The organism is Paenibacillus sp. FSL R7-0163 (assembly GCF_037969975.1).
Lineage (GTDB): Bacteria > Bacillota > Bacilli > Paenibacillales > Paenibacillaceae > Paenibacillus_AQ > Paenibacillus_AQ odorifer.
In genome coordinates this window covers 3,618,482-3,640,488 of record NZ_CP150224.1, presented here as the reverse complement: position 1 = coordinate 3,640,488, position 22,007 = coordinate 3,618,482, and the positions used below count along the sequence as shown (strand labels likewise).

The window sequence follows — 22,007 nt, the reverse complement described above, 5'->3', positions numbered from 1 at the left end:
CCTTTTTTGTATAAATAAGTATCTTAGGAAGAAGATTTGCCGCGCGCAGTGGATCCAAGATGATCAATCTGCTCTTCTAGAACCGCACTTGCTTTGCCTAAAAACTGCGAAATAAGGGCGAGCTCTTCATCCGTATAAGAAGCTGCGAGCTTAACCATGGCGGTATGGAGCGGTTGGTACGTATTAATGACATCATCTTTATTCTCATATAATGGCACAATAATCACTTTACGGCGGTCATTCGGGTCATTTTGTCTGCGGACATAGCCATTTTTTTCGAGCCGGTCTATTAATGCTGTAACACTTCCGGTGGTCAGACCGGTTAATTTAGACAGTTCTCCGGCAGTGATAGGACCTTTCTCCCGTAGAATATCTATAGATAAGAAATCATTATTGTATAACCCAAGTGAGGCGGCTACATTTTGTTGGTACAATACCGTTCGGTTTCCCAAACTGCGCATAAGCAAGGTGAATTGTTCCTGCTCTGGTGTAGGTTGTTCGTGGCTTGACAAAAGATAACGCTCCTTTTAAAATAATTATATCTTGATAGTCAAGATATTAGATTATAAAGTTATTTGAAAATTTTGTGATTTATCAAATACATTCTATCGAAATTAGAAATGTTTTGCAAAATAATTGCAATACAACAACTTTGGGCAACCATATGGATAGAAGATATAACTACAAACCAGTGGGTTGAAATGAGAGGGGAATAGATGTGAAAGAGACTATTGTTATTAAAGGTGCAAGAGAGAATAATCTGAAAAATGTCTCGCTCACGATTCCTAAGTATAAGCTAGTTGTCCTGACAGGACCTTCGGGATCAGGGAAATCGACGTTAGCTATGGATACACTTCAGCGGGAATGCCAAAGACAGTATTTGGATTCCATGGGCATGACGTCAGATACGATCAGCAAACCAAAGGTGGAGTCTATTATTGGACTGTCTCCGTCCATTAGTGTTGGACAACATGTCACCAATCGTAATCCCCGTTCGACAGTTGGGACAGTCACCGACATCTATACGTTTGTCCGGTTTATCTTTTCCAGATTAGGCGAGCGGGTTTGCCCTTCCTGTAGTGGCAGCATTCCACCTTCTTTTGAAGCGAGGGGATTGCTGATCGAGGAAGACGAGGAAATGCATGGTCAAACGATGGGTTGTCCGCATTGCGGAGCTGAGCTTGAGAAGCTGGGCATGTCACACTTTTCTTTTAATAAGCCGGAGGGAGCTTGTGAAGCCTGCGGTGGTGTTGGATCTGTGGCAACTATAAATGAAGCGGCAGTGTTTAATCCAGAGCTTAGTATGCGTGAGGGTGGGGTGGCCTCGCTGAATGGTGTTCATCGTGATATACAGATGCGTATATTAGTGGCTGCTGGCAAGCATTTTGGCTTTGAGTTTGACCCGGATCAGCCCTTAAAAGATTACGGTGAAATTCAGCGCGACTTGTTGTATTACGGAGTGGAAAGTGAGGCGTTTAAGCGCCATTTTCCCAATGTTAAGCCGATTCAAGGCACCAAATTTGAAGGCGTCATTCCTGGTTTGTGGCGGCGTTACAAGGAGAAGGAAGGAGAAGCTGGTACACAGGAAAAAGACGGCGGATTTTTTCATGAGCAGCAATGCCCGGAATGTCTTGGCGCTCGTTTAAAAAACGAAGTTCGTCTCGTACGGGTAGCTGGCGTATCGATTACGGAGGTATCGGATTGGTCATTAAGCGATGTTTACGAGTGGACGAAAGGCTTAGAGGCGGCTTTGCCCGCCGAGGGACTTCATCTGCTTGAACCCATCCTTCACGATATGCCTACCCGACTAAAAAGGATTATCGATGTTGGTCTAGGTTATCTTTCTATGAACCGTCAGACGGTCTCCTTATCTGGTGGAGAGGCACAGCGGCTGCGCCTTGCCTCATTGCTGGGGTCAGGTCTGACTGGAGTGTTATACATTCTAGATGAACCGACGACCGGGCTTCATCCGCGGGATACTGTTGGCCTCATTCGTGTGCTTCAGGAGTTACGCGATTTGGGGAATACGGTGCTCGTTATCGAGCATGATATTGAGATGATGCGCGCTGCCGATCATATTATTGATATGGGTCCGGGTGCTGGTCTGGACGGCGGGCAAGTTGTTGGCGAGGGCAGCATTGAGGACTTGATGGCAAGCGAGACTTCTGTTACGGGAGCCTATCTTAGAGAAGAGCGTCATAAGACTGCTGCATATGTTCGCCGGAAAGGTGACGGAAAACAGATCACCATCCGACAGGCTCAATACCGGAACATTGAGATCCCGGAGGTTACATTTCCTCTAGGTTGTCTAGTTTCTGTAACTGGGGTTTCGGGTTCAGGCAAGTCGACGCTAGTCTTTGATATTCTTGCGCAAGGTAGTGCGAAAGAACATGAGCAAACAGGCTGTGCGGAGATTGCAGGCTTAGATCAGGTTGGAAATATAGTGATTTTTGACCAATCGCCCATGGGGAGGATGTTGCGTTCTAATGTAGCGACATATACAGATGTTTTCACACATCTGCGCCAGCTGTTTGCTGCATTGCCGGAGGCGAAAAAAAGAAAACTGACCTCCAAGCATTTTTCCTTTAACACACCGGGTGGACGCTGCGAAACCTGTCAGGGTCTTGGGGTGCTGACTGTAGACATGAATTTCTTACCCGATTTGGAGGTTAAATGCCACGTTTGCAAGGGGAGAAGATTTACGGATGAGGTTCTCCAGGTGAAATATGATGGATATTCCATCTCGGATCTGCTGGACATGTCCGTGCAGGAAAGCTTGCCAATTCTTAAGTCGGAAGCCAAAATGGCGGGGATAATCGAGACGTTGTGTGAGGTGGGTCTCGGTTACCTTAAATGGGGACAATCTGTCAAAACCTTATCTGGTGGTGAAGGGCAACGGATTAGACTGGCTAAAGAGTTGAGCAAACCTTCCAAAAACCATACCCTCTATCTGCTCGACGAACCAACAACAGGCCTTCATCCGTCAGACATCAGGCAGCTCCATACCTTATTGAGCAAATTGGTTGATACGGGAAATACGGTCGTGGTTGTGGAGCACAGCTTAGAGTTGATTCGGGAGTCCGACTGGGTGATTGACATTGGCCCTGAAGGTGGCGTTGTGGGCGGTAAGCTTGTAGCTGAAGGTACACCGGAGCAGGTTGCTGAAGTGCGGGAATCCTACACAGGGATGTTCCTGAAACGGATTCTGGCTGAGGGGCTATAATCAAAAAAAGAGGTGTCCAAAAGCCATGAAAATGGCTAGGACACCTCCTTTTTTGAACTTAAACCAACCACTGCTCTCAACTCTAAACTTCGTCTGAACGTTTGAACCGATCCCATTCACGCGTACTTAACACTTTCGGAATAACAGATGATCATGAGTCGATGGTGTTTGATCCGCAGATGATTAGGATACGGTAGCATCAGACAGCGAAAGACTATGCTTCGGGTATCGGACTCAGCGGACCTTAAATGCAGGAAAATCCGCCATTTGGAGTATTATCGGACCGCATAGCTCCTATTGGCGAAAAAAACGCCTTATAAGAGCCTGTTTCTAAGAAATAGCTGCACTGGAGTCCGATGGATTGCTGAAAAGGCGATAAATTAGTAAATAGCATCATTGGAGTCCGAAAGCCTCAGCAGGAGATCATGGTGTCAGCAGCAGTAGCAGTAGCAGTAGCAATAGCAATAGCAGTTGACCCAGCGAATGACTATGCTTCGGCGGTATCGGACTCAGTAGACCTTAAATGCAGGAAAATCCGCCATTTGGAGTATTATCGGACCGCATAGCCCCTATTGGCGAAAAAAATGCCTTATAAGAGCCAGTTTCTAAGGAATAGCTGCGCTGGAGTCCGATGAGTTGCTGAAAAGGCGATAAATTAGTAAATAGCGTCATTGGGGTCCGAAAGCCTCAGCAGGAGATCATGGTATCAGTAGCAGTAGCAGTAGCGGTAGCAGTAGTGGTAGCAGTAGCAATAGCAATAGCAATAGCAATAGCAATAGCAATAGCAATAGCAGTTGACCCAGCAAATGATCATACTTCGGCGGTGTCGGACTCAGGAGTCCAGCAAATGATCATTCTTCGGCGTATCGGACTCAGCAGACCTTAAATGCAGGAAAATCCGTCATTTGGAGTATTATCGGACCGCATAGCCCCTATTGGCGAAAAAAACGCCTTATAAGAGCCAGTTTCTAAGGAATAGCTGCGCTGGAGTCCGATGGATTGCTGAAGAGGCGATAAATTAGTAAATAGCGTCATTGGAGTCCGAAAGCCTCAGCAGGAGATCATGCATCTAGCGCAGCTTAATAATCGAGCAGACGTCCATTATCATGCCATTGCCCGTACATTTTATTTTCTTTAGTGTTTGTTATGAATTTGTCTAATTTACTCTTAAATAAATCTGGCTGATGTTTATTGCTTTGGATCGTGTCGATCCGAACTCTTTTATAAAGGGGGGGAAAGGCCCGGAAATTCTCATATACTTGCCTGTCCTCTTTTAGCCTTTGCTCTATAATCTTATCTACTATAAAAGAATCAGGGTTCATATCAGGAAGTATCCGTTTTCCTTCAGCACTCATTAACCCCAGCTTTTCGAGGCGGCGGACCCGTTCTTTGTTCAATTCAGTCCAAGAGCTTTTTTTACTTCGGGGAGAGAGTCTTTGCGCCAGCTCTGTTTCCGAAATTTTCTTTTTCACTCCATCGATCCATCCAAAACACAAACATTCCTCAACTACGTCCAAATATAGCAACGTTTCTGGGTTTGGCGTCATACAAACGAGTACCCAACAAGATTGTTCAGTCTTACAATTCTCCTGCAGCCAAACTCTTAAATCTTCTCTCGTTTTTACTGTAATTAGATTTTCAATCTCCATAATTAAAATACAATTTCCTTTCTAGGTATGGAGTGGGGCAGATTGCCCATTAGTGTTTAAATAGCTTCCGCTGTTACCTGATACCAAAAAAGAGAATAGTCATTCATGGTGGAAGCGTGGCCTAACTGCCGTAACATAGTAGATACATTGCCTCTATGATAAGTCCCGTGATTGGCGACTTGCAACACAATTTCTGATAGGCGTGTTTGGCGGATTCCGGCGAATGGATTGTCAAGCAGAATGGTTTGCTCCAAATCGGATTGGTTGTGTAACCATGCTTTGTATTGTTCTGATAGCTGGGCAAAGATATTTACGTATTCATCCACAGAATCTAGAATGCTCAAATTTAGCGGGATACTTTGTTGAAAAGCCTCTGGCATGGCAGTGCCTGTTAATACAAGATACCACATCGTATCAACCGCATAGATATGGCTAAGGGCATGAGCGATGGTGGGAAATGGGCTGTTCACTTCTTGACTTAGCACAGAAGGCGGGAGTTCCTTGATTCTCCCCAGGATAGTTTGGTTTGCCCATGTGTGGTATTTAAACATTTCTACTGGATAATTTGTCATTCGTACATTCTCCTTTTGAATGGTCATGGATTTGTTTTTTGTTACTGTAGTTAATATAAAAGAAGAAGTATGACATCAGACTGTCATACTTCTTCATAAAGTTTGAGTGTGTTTTGAAGCTGCTCTTTTAAAATACCTCGCAATGCAGGGGGTTCGAGGACTTCGGCGCCGCTGCCAAAACTCAGCAGAATGGACCAAAGCCAACGTGCTTCCAATGGCTTATACACAGGAATTCGCATCGTCATGCTTTTATCGGAATGAAATTCCTTGTCGACTTGATGAAACTGATCCAAAGCTTCTGCCAAAGCCTCAGGGCCTACCCGGATCACTATTTCCTCCACCTGATCTGCCCTGTTTGAACAGCCAGCCTCTTTGGGTACCTCATGTTGCGAATGAAAGGTATCCTGCGTCAGGAACAAATTCAGCATCCGGGAAAGTCGGAACTCTCGATAGTCCTGCCGAGCCCGGCAATAACCATAGATGTACCAGTTGCTATATTTAAAATGAAGCTTTACTGGTTCCATTTCACGGGTTGTACGTTCATTTTTTACACTGATGTAATCAAAACGGACAACATTTCGTTCCGCTATAGCCGCACGTAAAAGAGGAAGTGCGTCAGGATCCGTACGCCGGGTTTCAAGATCCACCGCGAGACTAGAAGTCTGTGGCTCCGTTCCTATCGTTTGCAGCCGTTCAATGGTTCCTTGCGTATGCTCATCTTCAAACACGGAAGAGAGACTGTTAAGTACAGTAATCAGAGAAGTGACATCATACGAACGGAGCAGGCTTTTATCCATTTTATATCCGTCCATAATGCCATATCCACCTTTAGTACCCTGATACGTTACGACCGGGATGCCAGCGGCACAAATCACATCGATATCCCTATAGATTGTTCGCTGGGAAACCTGAAACTCTTCAGCCAGCTTGGAGGCAGATAAAACTTCGTGGTTCAATAGCTTGTAGATCATAGAAATCAATCGTTCCAATTTCATGTGTGCATTCCCACCCATTAGTTCATTTCGTGTTACAGCGTGATTATATCATAGATTTTTTCGGGCTAATTTTGGGAGGGAGGAGTTTTGTTGTTGGTGATGAAGAAATATCCTATGACAGAGTCTGACAGAGCCGATTAATTTATTTACAGATTAAATCCGCAGGCTCTGATAAATGATTAACAGAAATAATAGCATCGTTTTTTTTCACAGGTGGGGTCCAATATTGCTCATTCCCAGGCAGGTCATCGAACCATTCGGCGTCCTTTGGACAATCTAGAATCATGAATTTTCCGTATTCCTGATCTCTGGATTGATGGTATTTGAGATAGGCTTTCCCGTTATCAATGGCGAGAATTTCTATTTTTCCTGAGGTGTGGCTCATGGATAAGCGTACTCTTTTGCCAAGTCCTGAGGTTCTAGCTTTGGCTTCTTCTACAATTTGATAGACTTGCTCGAGCGGTAATACGAAATCCCGGTTTCCGGCAACGGGCCGGTTCACAAAGAAGTAGTAGGGTGTAACGCCAGCCCATGAAAGTCGGTCCAGTAGTTCCCCTAAAATAATGGGATCATCGTTGATGCCTTTGAGGATGGGAGTCTGATTTACGACAATTGCCCCTGCGTTGTGGAGAGCTTTAAATGCTTTTTTGGCTTCAGGTGTGATTTCACGAGGATGATTGATGTGCGCCATAACATAGATTCGTTTGTCTTCGGTAGAGTAAGTACGAATCAGCTCCAGCAGCTCTTCGTCTTCAGAGATCCGCATCGGATTAAATACGGGTATCTTCGAACCTAGTCTAATGATTTTAACATGCTCAATGCTTCTTAGATTTTCAATAATGGATCTTAGCTTCGGTGTGGAGAGAATTAAACTGTCCCCGCCCGTAAGAAGTACGTTGTTAATCTCCGGATTCTTTGCGATATACTCCAAGCCCGGAGAGACATCAGCCATCGCCTCTTTCACGTCATTTCGAAACAGACGCTTACGGAAACAGTAGCGGCAATAAGCCCCGCAGACCTCGGATACAATCAGTAGTGCAGTGGTTCTATACTTGTGCTGACAACCAGGTACCACATAATTCGTGTCCTCATCGGAGGCGTCCCAGCGCCCATACTCCAGCAGTTCACCTTCGTTAGGAATAACCAGCTTACGGATGGGATCTTCTGGATCATCCCAGTTAATCAAAGACAGATAGTAGTCATTTACACGAAAAACAAATTTTTCTGTAATTTCTTTCAGATTCTCTTTTTCCAGCTCAGACAACATAGCTATTTTGTTAATATCCGTGAAGTACTTTACCTTTTGCACGTACATCTCTCCTTTGTCTCGTAGTGTGAGAAATGAGGGAGCCTTAGTGTCAAAGGCCAATCTACTGCCAGCAGGGTCCAAAAAAAGCACAAAAAGAGACCCTTAGCAAGGGTCTCTGGTTATGTAAATAACATGAAAAGCAGACCCATCCACTGCTGACGAGGTTAGCTGACGGACTCGGGTAAGATGGTACCCTACATTCTAATGCTCAATGATTCGCCCCAATTAACTGGTTCCCCCGCTTTTCAACTGTAAAAGTTGGAAATTAAGCGTAGATAAAGTATACCCTATGAAGTTTTGAAAAGTCAAAAGAGAATCCTAGATTCACCTTCAATTGCTAGCGCTACTTCCGCCGAGTAGTTTAGGCAACAACGTTAGCAGCTTCTCCCGGGTTAACGCATCACTGGAGTTCCATTTGCTTCCGTCGAGCAGATAAACATGTCCCTGACGTACTGCCGGGAGACTGTTCCAAAGTGAACTGTCTAGTAGTCGTTCCATTGCAGCTCGCGAGTCTTTGCGTTCCGGAATGAACATGAAGATATGATCTCCGGCGTAGGCAGGCAGTCGTGTTGGATCCACTTCGGCGAACCCTAACTCTTCGTCCAATATGGCCTGAATCTCTTCGGTCGGTTGTAAACCACATGGGGCATAAAGCGCAGTGGAGAATCCGGACATTCCCATAGCATATAGATGATCTCCATGATCATAGACCAAAGCAGAGGCGGTTTCTCCAACTTGGAGAGTTGTCGAGTAAAGCTGCTGCCACATGGCTGCGTTTTTGATTGTGAATGACTCCAGCCATGCTTCCGCTTCGCGCTGTTTACCTAGCCAACTGCCTAATGTCCGCATTCGGTTGTCGAGAGGCGCAAATGAATCAAAGGTGAGTGTCGGAGCGATACCAGAAACTGCTCTGTAGGCTCTTTCATCACTATTTGCCAAAATGATCAAATCTGGGTTTAGGGAAGCGGTCAACTGCGGGTCCAGTGGAAACCCGACGTTGGCGAGCTTCTTAAGTCGATGTTTATAGACGCTGTTCCGGGCGAATGCTTCATCTCCACCGATAGGCTTTACACCTAACGCGAGAAGGTCGCCAAGTGTCTCGCCATGATAGACAATACGTTTCGCTCGTTCAGGAATTTCCACCTCATGACCCGTCCAATCCTTGACGGTAAGCTTACGACCTTGCTGATGTGCATATTGTCCGGGTGTAACTCCTGTTTTTTGCCGAAAGCGGCGGCTGAAATAGTATTCATCCGAGAAGCCGACCAGTCTGGCGATTTCCCGCAGTGGTTCAGTCGATTCCTGCAGGAATCGTTTGGAATGATTAATACGCAGATCCGTCAGGTATTCAAGCGGCTTTTTACCCGTAAGCTGTTGAAAGATCGGTGTATACTGCCAGATCGATATCCCCGCCCGTTCAGCCAACTGCTTCACGGTGATACTCTCTGTATAATGCTCCTGAATGAATGTTATGGTCTTTTCTACGGATTCCGTAGGACTTGGCAGGTGTTTGGAAGGGTAATTATGCTCAAAAAGTAGCAGCAGCAATTCTTGGAATTTTAATTGTCGCTTGAATTGTTGTACATCATCGGTATTATTCCTGTTCATGAGCAGCTCTTCGACTAGTCGGATTACCTTGGTGAACGGGTGCACAATTAACTCCCGTCTGCCGGAAAGCAGCTCTCCAGAATATCGTTTAGGATGCTTGGTTGTATAAATTGCTGTAAAGGTGATGAGGTAATAATACAACGTCAGCTCCTGGTTGTTCGTACTATAGGAGATTCCAGGAGATAGTAGATAACATTTATCCGTACTTAGTATCACGCTTTGATCATCGAGGTTCAATTGTCCGTTCCCTCCAGTAAATATGAGAAGGGTATAGTCCTGGGTTGTACGCGTTATAGAGCTTGAATCGGCAGCTTGAATCATCAGTTCGGCCTCGTTTAGCTGAAATAACAGAGAGTGGAGTGGGGGGCAGGACGATGATGTATGCAGCATGGGTTCAGCCTCCGTTCATTTGGTGAGAATGATTATCAATGAATTCATTGTATATAAAAAAAAGAAGCATATCAACAGCTGTTGACATGCTTCTTGCAGTTTTTTATCAGCCTTGTGTTAAACACTTCATCTCGGAAGGTTATTTCATATTCAATAGCTGTGGAATTTCGCCAAGCAGCCATTCTCTTGTTGTCGCATCACTTGAAGTCTTCATGATGTCTTGTGTATAGACATATCCGTTCTTGACGGCAGGAAGGCTCTTCCAGATAGGGCTCTTTAATAGATTCTCTGTGGATTGTTTTGCTTCTTCTGCCACTGGAGTCAAGATGAATATCCGGTCTCCGGCATATTCTTTCAGGACTTCCATGGATACTTCCTGGAACCCTTTACCTTCATCAAGTATCTTCTGAATAGCTGGAGTTGCCTTGAAGCCATTCTCCCCATAGAGTACCTGTGAAAGTCCGGTTGCTGCCATTATAAATAGTCTGTCTCCTGGATAATAAGTGAAGACCGCAGCCGTTTCGCCCTCTTTCATGCCTGCGGATTTCAATTGCTTCCACATGTTCTCTTCAGCGGTTTTATACTGGGCAAGCCATGCTTCTGCTTCAGTCGTTTTACCAACAATTCCACCAATGTCCAGCATACGTTCCTGGAGTGGGGCAAAGGTATTAAATATTATCGTTGGTGCAATTTTGGAGAGCTGCTCGAAATCAGCTTCATCTGTGCCCGCATAGATGATCAAGTCAGGCTGAAGCTCCAATGTTTTTTCCAGATTGATAGGGAAGCCTACATCCTCCACACCTTGCAATTGATCTTCAAAAACCTGGCCTTCCCCCATAGAAAGAGGATAACCTACCGCCTGCACACCAAGTGCAAGCAAATCGCCATAAGTTTCTCCAGAATAGATAATTCGCTGCGGATTCACTGGAATCTCTACAGTATGTCCTATGTAATCTGTATAGGAGCGGGTAGTCGCTGCAGCTTCATCTGTACTGCTATCTGAGGGTTCTGCTGAAGGTGCCGCGGTTGCAGCGGAAGAGTTCCCGGTTGCGTTCGCCGTACTATTGGCAGAGGATTGTTCCTTTGAGTTTCCGCACGCCAGTAGCAATGTACTCAGCAAAAATAGTACACATACCACAGCGAAGGACTGTCTTACCTTGTTCATATCTTATTGCCTCCCTATTATATGTAACGACCACCAATAATGATAATCATTCTCGATTAAAAACTATCATAAATTAAAGCCTCTTTTTACTCAATGGACAAAAAATAACCCCGTAATTTGATTTGTACAATCAAGTAAAAAGGATGTGGTTGAAATTATTTTAAATTATTTTTAGCTGCTTGGAAAAATACTCTAAATAACAGCAATGGAAAGAAAGAGAGGGAGCTTGCCTTCATAACAAACTTGGCAGAAGGAATCCCTTGAAGCACATAGGATTGTGGTGTTTTTTTGAATCTGATTATTGTTATGTATTAAGATGTTCAGGTGATGCAAAAATTCAGGGTTGTCCGCATTGATTGTAATCGTTATCATTACGTGGCATGTTATCTACCGTGCTTGACGTCAGTAGAAGGGCTTTGTTATGGTTTTTATAGTCAAACGCAAGCCGAAATAGCTTTTTGTAGAATATGCAGAAGGTTTTGCGTAAGATATTCTAACCAAACATAATACGAGGGAGATGGTTGATTGTGATCAAAGGAATTATTTTTGATTTTGACGGAACGATTATCGACACGGAGACTGCTTGGTACACCGCATTTAACGAGGCTTATGCAGAATATGGAGTGGACCTGACGCTTGAACAATATTCCACCTGCATCGGCACGAGCTTGAACAGTTTTAATCCTTATGAATATTTGATGACTGATCTTAAGCTCGCAATTGACAAAGAAGAGTTCAGCAAGGCTGTTAAACAGAGACACAGCAAACTGATGGAGCTTGAAACAATAAGACCAGGTATTCAGCATTATCTTGATTCTGCCAAGGCAGCTGGACTGCGCATAGGGCTGGCCTCAAGTTCTTCCCTGGAATGGGTGGAAAAATATCTGAATCAATTGGGTATTCGCGAGTATTTCGAATGTGTTCGGACTGCCGACCATGTGGCAAAAGTGAAACCAGATCCGGAGCTATATAACCAAACGTTAGCTTGTCTTGGAATCACAGCTGATGAGGCGGTTGCTATCGAGGATTCACCGAATGGATCTAAGGCAGCGGCAGCAGCTGGCATCCGTTGCATTGTGACGCCTAACGAAATTACTAATTTTCTTGAATTCGATAAGCAGCACCATAAAATTGATAATCTAAGTCTTCTTGAATTTGATCATGTAGTTACTCAACGTTGCTTCGTATAGAGAAACCGAGAAACTGAGTTCAAATTAAAGGGGGATACCAAATTGAGAGCCGTACACTTTGGAGCGGGCAATATTGGCAGAGGATTTATTGGGCCTATGTTGTCGGACTCCGGTTACAACGTTTGTTTCGTCGGAAGAAATAAGAGTAAAATTGCCCAATTGCAAAAACGTGGCCAATATCCTGTCACCCTAGCTAACAAGAACCGGGACAGCTTTATCGTTGATAATGTTACAGCGATCAATCTGAATGATACTGAGGACGTTACTAGAGCTATAGCAGAAGCTGAAATTGTGACAACTGCAGTCGGAATATCCGCTTTACAAGATATTGCTGAGACCATTGCGCAGGGCATCGAACGAAGGCTTGAAAACAACAGAAATCTCACCCCTCTTCATATCATCGCCTGTGAGAATGGGATTGGAAGCAGTCAGAAGTTGAAAAAATCTGTTTATCGATATATGAAGCAATCCTTCAAGGAGCTTGCTGACCGCAATGTCGCTTTTCCCAATGCGATGGTTGACCGGATTGTACCTATGCAGAAAAATACAGATTCACTTGAAATCCTCGTTGAACCCTTCAGTGAGTGGGTTATTCCCCGCAGTGGAATGATTGGTAACTACAATGAAATTAAAGGCGTCCATTATGTAGATTCGCTGGCGCCATACCTCGAACGGAAGCTATTTACTGTGAATACAGGTCATTGCAGTGCAGCCTATTTTGGATACCTGGAAGGTTATACTAGCATTCAAGAAGCGATGTCTGATCCCGAAATCAGAGCTCGTGTTCACGGGGTGCTTAAGGAAACAGGGACCTTATTGGTGCATTTATATGGCTTCAAGCCCATAGAACATGACCGGTATATAGAAAAGATGATGGAACGATTCACTAACCCCAACTTTAACGATAAAATTACACGTGTCGCCCGCTCCCCGCTTCGCAAGCTTTCACCTAATGATCGACTCGTAAAACCGGCAATGCTTGCTCATGAACTTGGTTTTGAGACCTCACATTTAGTCTCAGCTATTGTTTCTGCACTTTATTTTGATTATGAAAAAGATCCAGAAGCCTTACAGCTTCAAGCGGACATCCGAAACCACGGGCTAAGTGAAGTCATTGCTACACAACTAAAAATCCCTACGGAGCATCCGCTTCATGGTCGCATTATTTTGGAGTCCAACAAATTACGCGCGAGATATCCTCATAGGACTAGAATGAAGACAGTAAACGTCAGGGTACCCTACTTTTAATATAAATTGATGGTTATAAAACTATAAAAGAGTGTTCTCTGCTGGATGGGCAAGAACACTCTTTTTATAGGTTATGAAGTTCTGTAAGTGTCCCTAATCCAATTCAATCCGCAGAACAACCGGAGTCTCACTGCGAACCGAGGTTGTTTTTATAATCAGGGCTTCATCGGTTCTTTCCCATGCAGGTTGTTCCTCAAAACCTAAGATTTTGATCTGTTTAATCATCCCATGGAAGTGAGCAGAGTTTTCTTTAAGGGATTTGATTTGCACTATACCGTTGTTTGGATAGACAAGAACATTAGCGTAAAGATAACTGCCTTTTACCGTAAAGCGGATATCTTCATTGGTGAAAATCTTCGTGATCCCATCTGTAAACTGACCTTCAACGATCTCTGTAGGGCCTTCCCCGAAGGTGCGCCAGTAGGTCGTATCATAGATTGCTTCACCATTCACCTTTAGCCATTCTCCGATGCCAAGCAGAATCTCCTGATCCTGAGCTGGAATGCTGCCATCCGCTTTAGGGCCTATATTCAGCAGCAAGTTGCCGTTTTTGCTTACGATATCTACTAAATCTCTGATAATTTCTACGGCAGATTTATAATCATTTTCCGGTGTATAACACCATGAATTTTTAGCTACTGCTGTATCCGTTTGCCAGAAATAAGGTTTAAGCTCAGAGAAATGACCTCTCTCAATATCTGGGATCGCTGAGCCAAACATGAAGGCATCATGCTTATAATTGATTGCAACCGGAGTTCCCCATTCCTCTCCCTTGTTGTAATAGTAAGCAGCGAACTTTTTGAGATAGGGTTTGAAGGCGGCTGTGTGAATCCACCAGTCAAAGTAAAAGATTTTCGGCTGATAATTGTCTACCAGCTCGCAGCAGCGAATCAACCAATCCTCCAGAAATTCTTGATTGGGTGGGGAGCCGAATAAATCCTGATGATCGGGTTCGGGCATGGATGGCCAATAGAGATCTCCACATACAAGCGGTTCATGGATATCGGAATCAAATTCCTTGCCATGAGACAGGAAGAACCAGTGCTCAGCTCTATGGGAAGATACACAAAACTCTAATCCCTGCTGCTCAAAAGCGTCTTTCATTTCCCCGACTAAATCCCGCTTGGGACCCATCTCATATGTGTTATAGTGGGAGTAAGCGCTCTTATACATTTGAAAGCCGTCATGGTGCTCTGCAACAGGCATCACGTATTTGGCTCCAGATAATTTAAAGAGATTGGCCCATTCCTCAGCATTGAAATGCTCAGTCTTGAACAAGGGGATGAAATCCTTATAGCCAAAGGTTTTATGCTCGCCATAAGTAGCAAGATGATGTTCATATTCCCGTGAACCCTGGATATACATATTTCGGGGATACCACTCATTGGCGAAAGCCGGAATAGAATAAAGACCCCAATGAATGAAAATACCAAACTTAGCGTTCTCATACCACGTGGGCACTTGAAATTGACTTAGTGAATCCCAATCGGCTTTGAATCTTCCAGTTGCAATCGTATCTTCGATTACTTTTAAATATTTGCTTTTATCCACCATTTTGCAATCATCCTTTCAAACGTTTATTTCTTTTTCATTGTAGTGAATGGATGTGGGAATCAAAATGTAGGACATTAACTTTTAGATGTACAAAACTAACCTGATAAGGCGGAGTAAGGGATGGATAACCATGTTTTGCTTACTAATTATTTATCCAATTTAAAGGTTGATTTATTTATGGCTGATTACAATCTTTGTGGCCGTGACTGGAGAGATCTCGACTATACACCTGACTATAGCAAGTTTTATTTTATTTGCGATGGGGAGGGTTGGTTAAAGATCGGGGATCGAGAATATTATCCGAAGCCTGGTCAGCTTTTTTTGATGCCTGAGGGAGTTAAGCAATCTTATTCTTGCATAAGTGATCAACCCTTTGAGAAGTATTGGTGCCATTTCAGCGCAAAAGTCGGAGACATTAATCTATTCAAAATGTTAGAGTTAAGTCATGTGTGCAGAGAAGTAGATCCTCATGTAATCCAAGAGATTTTCAGCAGCCTAACGAGTCATATGAAATCTGATGCGGTGTATGCTCATTTATTAGCCAAAAGTAAGTTAATGGAGTTATTTTCTTATTTTATTATGAACATAGATGTAGACGAAATCACTTTTAAGAATCTAAGCTCGATCGAAAAATTAACGAAAATATTAACGTACATAGACGCCCATATCGAGCGTAATATCACCATACACGAGCTTGCCGAGATTGCGTACATGCATCCCAACTATTTTATCCGGCTATTTAAACAGCAAATCGGAGTTCCACCCATTCAGTATATCACCAGAAAAAAGATAACTAAGGCCAAGGAGCTATTGAGGGGGACGCAAAGTTCTGTCGGTGAGATTGCCCATGATCTTGGTTTTAGCGATCTCTATTATTTCTCCAAACAGTTCAAAAAAAATGTGGGTTTAAGCCCTTCGGAATTCAGACAAGGAACAGTAGCAGTGAAATAAATAAAAGAAGACCGTCCTGTGTGGTAGAAACCAACCAGAGACGGCCTTTTTTATAAGTGGAAGAGATTAGAGCAGTGAGACAGTGAAACGGAAGATGTACGGGCGATTAGCCGGCAGAGTGAACTCTTCGTGGGTTGGTGCGCCCCAGCTGTCGTCCCCGCCAACACCCATTTGCTTGTAGTTAACTCTTAGTACGCTTTTGTTCGAGACTGGCAATTTATAGACGTGATCATGGGCTTCCAATTCCTCAGGTTTCCAAGGCAGGGCATTAATCTCTATAGGCGTTGCACTTTCAAAATAGAGCCCTGATCCATCCTTGCTCTCTGTAATTGAAGCAAATCTGACATCTGTCTTGTTGCCGCACTCCTGAGGTTTGAGATAAGGCGTGAATTGTTCACTAACCTTGCCTGTATAACGTCCGAGTGGTGCCCCTGTTTGTCTATCCCAATAATTCTCATGAGGCCCGCGGCCGTACCATGATAGGGTATCAAGACTTCCATCTAGAACGAACATCATTCCGAACTCAGGGATTTCTGGCAGAACGCTGCTGCCCGGACTCAGTTCTTGCGTGATCTCTAAAGTCCCGTCAGCGCGAATCACATACTGAACCCGAAGCGTGGAGTCCGGACTTGTAGCCAGAAGGTAGCTGGCAGAGACGAAACAGAGAGAGCCTTCGGTTCTAAATGTAAAGCTGATTAAGTGTTGTTTATGCGATGCCTGCTTCCATACTGCACACCGCTGTGGCAATTTATTACCGCAATCATTATCTGTGACTGCTCTCCAGAAGTTAGGTCTTACAGGTTCTAGCAGACGTTCTTTGCCTGAGGAACGATAAGAGTTCAGAGCACCCGTAGTTGTACTAAAGCTCAGTTCGAAATTATCACCTTGCACGTTCAAAACATTCTCAAGCTCGCTGACACGCAGTGTTTCTGTGGTTCTCTTTGAGGTATTGGTTACGAAACGAGGTGACAGAATGAACTGTTCCCAAGCGATTTCGTGATTGGCTTCTGCCCATATAGTTGCTGAAGGCTGAATAAAGGAAAGATTCAGAACTGCCTCATGATTGCCACGCAGTGAATCCAGCTCGTAAGGAACTTTGCATGAAGTGCTCTCACCTGGTGCACATGAGATCTTCAGTAAGCCTTCTTGCGCAGTTACTCCGTCTAAACGAACTTCCCATTTGAGATCGTATTCCTTTAAGTTGGTAAATAAGAAGGAATTGCGAATCTGGAAGAGTCCTTCTAGGATATTTTCAGCCGTTACTTTAATATTCTGATAACATTTTTTGACCTCAAAGAGCTTAGGAGTAACCGTACGATCAGCAAAAAGCAATCCGTTGCCACTAAAGTTGCCGTCATGAGGCGATTCACCAAAGTCCCCGCCATAAGCGAGATATTCAATTCCTTCGGAGGTGTGGGTCCGAATGGCTTGATCTACCCAATCCCAAATGAATGCACCTTGAACAATGTCATATTTGTCGAACAAGTCACAGTATAAGTGCAGCCCACCGCATGAATTGCCCATGGCATGACTGTATTCGCAGAGGATATAAGGCTTCTTCGGATTATTAAGCGCATATTTTTCAACATCCTGCGGTTTAATGTACATAGTAGATTCTATGTCACTTGCTGCTTCCGATTCTCTACAGTGAAAGATCCCCTCATAATGAACTGGCCGCGAAGGATCGGTTTCTCTCAGGTAGTCGTGCATAGCGATAAAATTGTCGCCTCCGAAAGATTCATTGCCGAGAGACCAAATGATGACAGAAGGGTGGTTTTTGTCCCTTTGCATCATGGAGTTGCAGCGGTCAATGACATTGGCCCGCCATTCCGGTTTGCTTCCAGGAACATTCCCGTCATTCAATCCTTCTTGGCTGTATGCCCAAGTGCCGTGCGTTTCCAGATTGGTTTCGTCAATTACATATAATCCGTATTCATCACATAACTCGTACCAGACAGACTGATTCGGGTAATGGGAGGTTCGAACGGCATTAATATTATGTGTTTTCATTAATTGGATGTCGCGCAGCATATCTTCTTTGGCTAAAGCACGACCTGTGTCACAAGAGAACTCGTGGCGATTGACGCCCTTAAGCACGATTCTTTTGCCATTGATCTTCATAAGTCCGTCTCTAATCTCAAACTTGCGGAATCCAACCTTACAGCTGACCGTTTCTTGTGTATGCCCGTTGTCGTCATTTATAGACAGGACTAAGGTATAAAGATAAGGGGTTTCAGCACTCCATTTAAATGGCTGCTCAACCGGGGCAGAAAGCTTGAGTTGCTGGACGCCTTCTTGCTCAAAGGAACCAGTAGTGGAGATAGGAGTCTCCCAAACAGGCTGGCCATCTTTATTGTAAAGCTGCATTTGCAGTGTATATGGGCTTTGCTCGTTAAAGTAATTTTCCACCTTGATATCTACATTTAAATCCGCATGTACGAAGTTTTCATCCAGGTCGGTGTGGACGAAGTAATCAGCAATATGAACGGAAGGCGCCGAATAAAGATAGACTTCCCGAAAAATACCGCTAAGGCGCCAGAAATCCTGATCCTCTAGCCAGCTGGCATCACACCAACGATAAACCTCGACAGCTAGTTTGTTGTCCCCTGCAACTAAATATGGGGTGATATCGAACTCTGATGGAGTAAATGTATCTTCACAGTACCCGACAAGTTCACCGTTTACCCAGACGTAGAAAGCGGATTCAACACCCTGAAAGCTTAGGTACACCGGTTGACCATTCCAAGACTCAGGTACAGTAAAGGTTCGTAGATAAGAGCCTACTGGATTATATTTTGTTGGGGCAAAGGGGGCTTTAAGCTCTGGCTCGGATTCCGCCCAAGGATACCGGAGATTTGTATATTGTGGATAGTCGTAACCTTGGAACTGCCAGTGGGACGGTACAGGAATTGTATCCCAAGTACTGCAATCGAAATCGGCTTTATAGAAATCCACAATTCGTTGATCCGGTGTTTCGGAAAAAGCGAATTTCCAAAGCCCATTGAGGGTTTGGTAGAAAGGTGAGGTTTCTTTATCGTTAGTTAGCGCTTGGGATAAACTACGGTAAGGGATCATGGAGGCATGTGCATCCAATCGATTCAATTCAAAAGTCTCTGGGTTGTTATTCCATTCCGGATAACCGTTAGCAGGTGGCTGGTAGACAAACTTTGCTCGCATGAGTTGATCTCCTTTATAATCATTGTAATGTTATTATATTCATATTATAAGTTGAAGTAATGTTAGGATAAATAAAAGAATTTTAGTCCCAGATAACAAAATATGAAACGAGGACTTATTTATAGAGAGCAAAATTATTTTTTGCCAAACAGAAGATGTAAGCATGCTGCCGCTTTATGCTACAACCCTTGGATTTTGGGAGCATCAGCCAGAAACTATACGTCCTGCAGGCTTTCCAGACTATCAAATACATCAGATTCACGAAGGTAAGGGTGAGCTTATCATTCATGAGAGCCGATATCTCGTGGGGCCAGGTGATGTGTTCTTTTTGTTCCCGGATATTCCTCATTCGTATGCCCCTATCAGTGGGAAGGAGTGGAAGGTATCATGGGTCTCGTTCAATGGCAGAGAGGTTGGTCAAATGCTGCTCTATGCGGGCATCCGCGAGTCTGGTCCTGCTAGATTAAAAGAAGATCAATGGCTCAATCCTCTAAAGCAAATCCTTATGCTGCCAGATAGCAATGAGCTGGAAACCAATTTAGCACGATCAAAACATCTTTACGCATTGCTTCTGGATTTAAAAAGAAAGCTAGTATCGCCTCTAAATGAGGCACATGAATTGGAGCGAATCAAACCGGTGCTGCGTTATATAGAGAGCAATCTGCATAGGACGCTTCCTTTAAAGGAGCTGGCGGAGATTATTTCTGTATCGCCACAGTATTTATGCAGGCTTTTTCAAAAAACAATTCATGATCGACCTGTAACCTATATCAATAAGCAACGTATCAATTTGAGTAAACAGCTTATGTTTAATGGACGCGATAAAAAAATGTATGAAATTGCCCAGCTAGTGGGCTTTGATAATGCTAGTTACTTTTGTTTGGTGTTTAAAAGATTGACAGGGATGAGTCCTGAGCAATTTAAGCAGCTGCATGGTTTGGATTAGATAAACGCTTACTTGTTACCGTCTAGCACAACATGATATAGTTTACTTGAGTTCCTGCGATGTTTTTTTTACTGCTTAGCCCATACTTTTACTGCCACAAGAATTCAATACATAGAACCAAATTAACGATCTGAAATGACGAAAAGCATCAGGAAGGAGACATCATTTTGAATGAGAAGCTAAAGCAAGCCTATGAGCGTTTGAACTTGCCTGAAGACGTTACCCGGGAGGAATTGAACAAAAGGTTAGATATTCATTTGAAACGCCGTCGATCGAATTCGACTGAAGATGAGGTCGCAGCTTATGAAGAGGAATTCCGCGCTTACAAAACCATCCTAGATGGCTTGGATCAGAAGGAGATTCAGGAAGCGGAGGACAAGCGCCTGGAGAAGTGGGGAGCCATGTCCGGCGTAGCACGTAAATCGGAGAATTTCTTTCGGCTCTACAAAACGCACACTATTATTTCTATTATCGTGCTGCTAGTAGTTATCTTTGGGGGGAAAGCGCTCTATGATCAGTGGCAGGAAAGAAAATATGAAGCTACGCTCCCACCGGTAGATGTTCGAATCATGTTCCTAGGCAACTATGAATCTCAGGACTCGTCAGGTAAGAATGAAGAGCTAAAACAAGAGATTATCAAACGTTACCCGACCTGGAAGAGAGTGGAGGCAGAAATCGTTTATCTACCCTCAACAGGTGGGACGGACGGTGGAGTCTTGGATATGAGCTATATGCAGCGGGCTATGGCGATGCTGGCAGCCGACCATCCGGATATCCTGATTATGGATGATGCTACTTTTGAATGGATTGGCCAGCAGTCGGGACTGCAAAATCTGGAGTCGTTTATTAAATCCGCAGGACTTCCTCTGGACGATAACCGTTTGAAACGTATGACTAACCCGGAGAGTGGTCAAGAGCTGATTACTGGCATAGATATCACAGATACGGATTTTGCTACAGAACTCCCTATCCATTCTAACCAGATGATCATCGGAACGTTAGGGCAAGATGACAGTAAGACTAAATCAACTGATTTTGTTGAGTTTTTACTTAAACAGATCACTAATCAATAAATTAATAGGGCCGATGTTGTATGGATGTTCATACGACATCGGCTTTTTTATGATCTGTAGAGCTTGCGGTACGCGATGGGTGTCTGGCCGACTATTTTTTTGAATACAGCGTTAAAGGAGTCGATGTCACGGTAACCAACTAACTCGGCAATCGTATTAATTTTATGTCCAGAAGTACGCAGCAATTCACAGCTTTTATGCATTCGCAGATTCTTCAAGTAGGTCCCAAAGGACTGGCCAGTATGCTTGTGGAACATACGCTGAAGATGCCTGCTGCTCCACTGTGTAATACGGGCTAATTCGGCAAGTGTAATCTTCTCCGACAGATTATGCTCTAGGTATTGAATGACTTGCGTGAAGTCAGCCATATCCATCGTAGATTTGTCATCTTCTCCGTATTTTTGCCTGTACACTGCTATGATTAATTGACTCAGCAGGGTGTAAAGCATTGTTTTGGAGCCCATACCGGATACCGACATTTCATGATATAAATTCAGCATTAAGCGCTCAATAGAGCCATCTAGATCTGAGACGGAAAAGTAAGATGAGCTGCTACTCCCAAGAGTGGTTAGGTGCTCCCGGATAGATGGCTCTTGAAGGACGATATTTAATTGCTCCACCATTTGCATATCAAAAAGGCAATTATAGACGATCAGGCGATTCCCTAAAGTATCAGAAGATGCTGGACGGAACACATGGGGAGCACCTACAGGAATCACAAACAGCATTCCTTTTCTAACGGGAAAGATCTCATTTTCAAGGTGATGAAAACCTCTTCCTTCAGCTACATAGCAATACTCAATAAATTCATGTGCATGAAAAGGGGCATGGAAGTTCTCTGAATAGCGGTTAACCAGCAGATGCAGATCGTTTTGAAAAAAGACTTCATTTTTGAACAACTCGGTGGTTCGTTGCATATTGAATTCCCCTTTCCAGAGTTATGGCATAATTGCAGGG

16 protein-coding genes and 1 riboswitch are annotated in these 22,007 nt (G+C 44.0%); of the genes, 6 read left to right on the top strand and 10 right to left on the bottom strand.

The window, feature by feature from the left end; genetic code table 11:
• Window positions 1-23: 23 nt before the first annotated feature.
• The gene (locus NST45_RS16275; RefSeq protein WP_052097458.1) at window positions 24-461 is read right to left on the bottom strand and encodes a MarR family transcriptional regulator; all 438 of its coding nucleotides are present in this window, start codon (window positions 459-461) and stop codon (window positions 24-26) included.
• 257 nt (window positions 462-718) lie between these two features.
• On the opposite strand from NST45_RS16275, the gene uvrA reads away from it, so the two are divergent.
• Entirely contained in the window at window positions 719-3,223 is a 2,505-nt protein-coding gene (gene uvrA / locus NST45_RS16270) for an excinuclease ABC subunit UvrA (RefSeq protein ID WP_339823183.1), read from the top strand.
• A 1,079-nt stretch (window positions 3,224-4,302) separates the two neighbouring features.
• Here uvrA and NST45_RS16265 read toward each other — a convergent pair.
• The 6 genes from NST45_RS16265 to NST45_RS16240 all read right to left on the bottom strand — a co-directional run bounded on the left by NST45_RS16265 (window position 4,303) and on the right by NST45_RS16240 (window position 10,911).
• Window positions 4,303-4,872, bottom strand: a complete 570-nt coding sequence (locus tag NST45_RS16265; RefSeq protein WP_076225156.1) for a YdeI/OmpD-associated family protein — start codon at window positions 4,870-4,872, stop codon at window positions 4,303-4,305.
• A gap of 56 nt (window positions 4,873-4,928) precedes the next feature.
• On the bottom strand, window positions 4,929-5,444 hold the full coding sequence (locus NST45_RS16260) for a DinB family protein (protein WP_076225157.1): 516 nt from the start codon (window positions 5,442-5,444) through the stop codon (window positions 4,929-4,931).
• A gap of 83 nt (window positions 5,445-5,527) precedes the next feature.
• Window positions 5,528-6,439 (bottom strand): YafY family protein, encoded by a 912-nt coding sequence (locus tag NST45_RS16255; protein ID WP_076225158.1) that lies wholly within the window; start codon window positions 6,437-6,439, stop codon window positions 5,528-5,530.
• A 142-nt stretch (window positions 6,440-6,581) separates the two neighbouring features.
• A complete protein-coding gene (locus NST45_RS16250; protein ID WP_339823176.1) occupies window positions 6,582-7,748 on the bottom strand; it encodes a KamA family radical SAM protein in 1,167 nt (388 codons plus the stop codon).
• 140 nt (window positions 7,749-7,888) lie between these two features.
• Window positions 7,889-8,030, bottom strand: a riboswitch (cyclic di-AMP (ydaO/yuaA leader).
• 48 nt (window positions 8,031-8,078) lie between these two features.
• A complete protein-coding gene (locus NST45_RS16245; protein ID WP_076142024.1) occupies window positions 8,079-9,746 on the bottom strand; it encodes an AraC family transcriptional regulator in 1,668 nt (555 codons plus the stop codon).
• Window positions 9,747-9,885: 139 nt separating this feature from the next.
• The gene (locus NST45_RS16240) at window positions 9,886-10,911 is read right to left on the bottom strand and encodes an ABC transporter substrate-binding protein (RefSeq protein ID WP_036689718.1); all 1,026 of its coding nucleotides are present in this window, start codon (window positions 10,909-10,911) and stop codon (window positions 9,886-9,888) included.
• Between the two features lie 527 nt (window positions 10,912-11,438).
• Here NST45_RS16240 and NST45_RS16235 point away from each other — a divergent pair.
• The gene (locus NST45_RS16235) at window positions 11,439-12,101 is read left to right on the top strand and encodes an HAD family hydrolase (RefSeq protein ID WP_036689719.1); all 663 of its coding nucleotides are present in this window, start codon (window positions 11,439-11,441) and stop codon (window positions 12,099-12,101) included.
• Between the two features lie 42 nt (window positions 12,102-12,143).
• A complete protein-coding gene (locus NST45_RS16230) occupies window positions 12,144-13,349 on the top strand; it encodes a mannitol-1-phosphate 5-dehydrogenase (RefSeq protein ID WP_076100783.1) in 1,206 nt (401 codons plus the stop codon).
• Window positions 13,350-13,442: 93 nt separating this feature from the next.
• Here NST45_RS16230 and NST45_RS16225 read toward each other — a convergent pair whose 3' ends face one another.
• On the bottom strand, window positions 13,443-14,903 hold the full coding sequence (locus tag NST45_RS16225) for an alpha-L-fucosidase (protein WP_076100782.1): 1,461 nt from the start codon (window positions 14,901-14,903) through the stop codon (window positions 13,443-13,445).
• Window positions 14,904-15,023: 120 nt separating this feature from the next.
• Here NST45_RS16225 and NST45_RS16220 point away from each other — a divergent pair, with 120 nt between their 5' ends.
• Window positions 15,024-15,854 (top strand): AraC family transcriptional regulator, encoded by an 831-nt coding sequence (locus tag NST45_RS16220; RefSeq protein ID WP_076100780.1) that lies wholly within the window; start codon window positions 15,024-15,026, stop codon window positions 15,852-15,854.
• 66 nt (window positions 15,855-15,920) lie between these two features.
• Here the strand turns inward: NST45_RS16220 and NST45_RS16215 are convergent, their stop codons facing one another.
• A complete protein-coding gene (locus tag NST45_RS16215; RefSeq protein ID WP_076142022.1) occupies window positions 15,921-19,031 on the bottom strand; it encodes a glycoside hydrolase family 2 TIM barrel-domain containing protein in 3,111 nt (1,036 codons plus the stop codon).
• Window positions 19,032-19,194: 163 nt separating this feature from the next.
• On the opposite strand from NST45_RS16215, the gene NST45_RS16210 reads away from it, so the two are divergent.
• Both NST45_RS16210 and NST45_RS16205 read left to right on the top strand, forming a co-directional pair.
• Window positions 19,195-19,977, top strand: a complete 783-nt coding sequence (locus NST45_RS16210) for an AraC family transcriptional regulator (RefSeq protein ID WP_339823172.1) — start codon at window positions 19,195-19,197, stop codon at window positions 19,975-19,977.
• A 167-nt stretch (window positions 19,978-20,144) separates the two neighbouring features.
• Entirely contained in the window at window positions 20,145-21,050 is a 906-nt protein-coding gene (locus tag NST45_RS16205; RefSeq protein WP_036689727.1) for a hypothetical protein, read from the top strand.
• A 47-nt stretch (window positions 21,051-21,097) separates the two neighbouring features.
• Here NST45_RS16205 and NST45_RS16200 read toward each other — a convergent pair whose 3' ends face one another.
• Window positions 21,098-21,967 (bottom strand): AraC family transcriptional regulator, encoded by an 870-nt coding sequence (locus NST45_RS16200; protein ID WP_076142021.1) that lies wholly within the window; start codon window positions 21,965-21,967, stop codon window positions 21,098-21,100.
• Between the last annotated feature and the right edge of the window lie 40 nt (window positions 21,968-22,007).

Bases quoted from the DNA above. Each gene is read 5' to 3' on its own strand.
- NST45_RS16275 (WP_052097458.1), bottom strand. From the start codon at position 461: ATGCGCAGTTTGGGAAACCGAACGGTATTGTACCAACAAAATGTAGCC.
- NST45_RS16265 (WP_076225156.1), bottom strand. From the start codon at position 4,872: ATGGAGATTGAAAATCTAATTACAGTAAAAACGAGAGAAGATTTAAGA.
- NST45_RS16260 (WP_076225157.1), bottom strand. From the start codon at position 5,444: ATGACAAATTATCCAGTAGAAATGTTTAAATACCACACATGGGCAAAC.
- NST45_RS16255 (WP_076225158.1), bottom strand. From the start codon at position 6,439: ATGAAATTGGAACGATTGATTTCTATGATCTACAAGCTATTGAACCAC.
- NST45_RS16245 (WP_076142024.1), bottom strand. From the start codon at position 9,746: ATGCTGCATACATCATCGTCCTGCCCCCCACTCCACTCTCTGTTATTT.
- NST45_RS16240 (WP_036689718.1), bottom strand. From the start codon at position 10,911: ATGAACAAGGTAAGACAGTCCTTCGCTGTGGTATGTGTACTATTTTTG.
- NST45_RS16225 (WP_076100782.1), bottom strand. From the start codon at position 14,903: ATGGTGGATAAAAGCAAATATTTAAAAGTAATCGAAGATACGATTGCA.
- NST45_RS16220 (WP_076100780.1), top strand. From the start codon at position 15,024: ATGGATAACCATGTTTTGCTTACTAATTATTTATCCAATTTAAAGGTT.
- NST45_RS16215 (WP_076142022.1), bottom strand. From the start codon at position 19,031: ATGCGAGCAAAGTTTGTCTACCAGCCACCTGCTAACGGTTATCCGGAA.
- NST45_RS16210 (WP_339823172.1), top strand. From the start codon at position 19,195: ATGCTGCCGCTTTATGCTACAACCCTTGGATTTTGGGAGCATCAGCCA.
- NST45_RS16200 (WP_076142021.1), bottom strand. From the start codon at position 21,967: ATGCAACGAACCACCGAGTTGTTCAAAAATGAAGTCTTTTTTCAAAAC.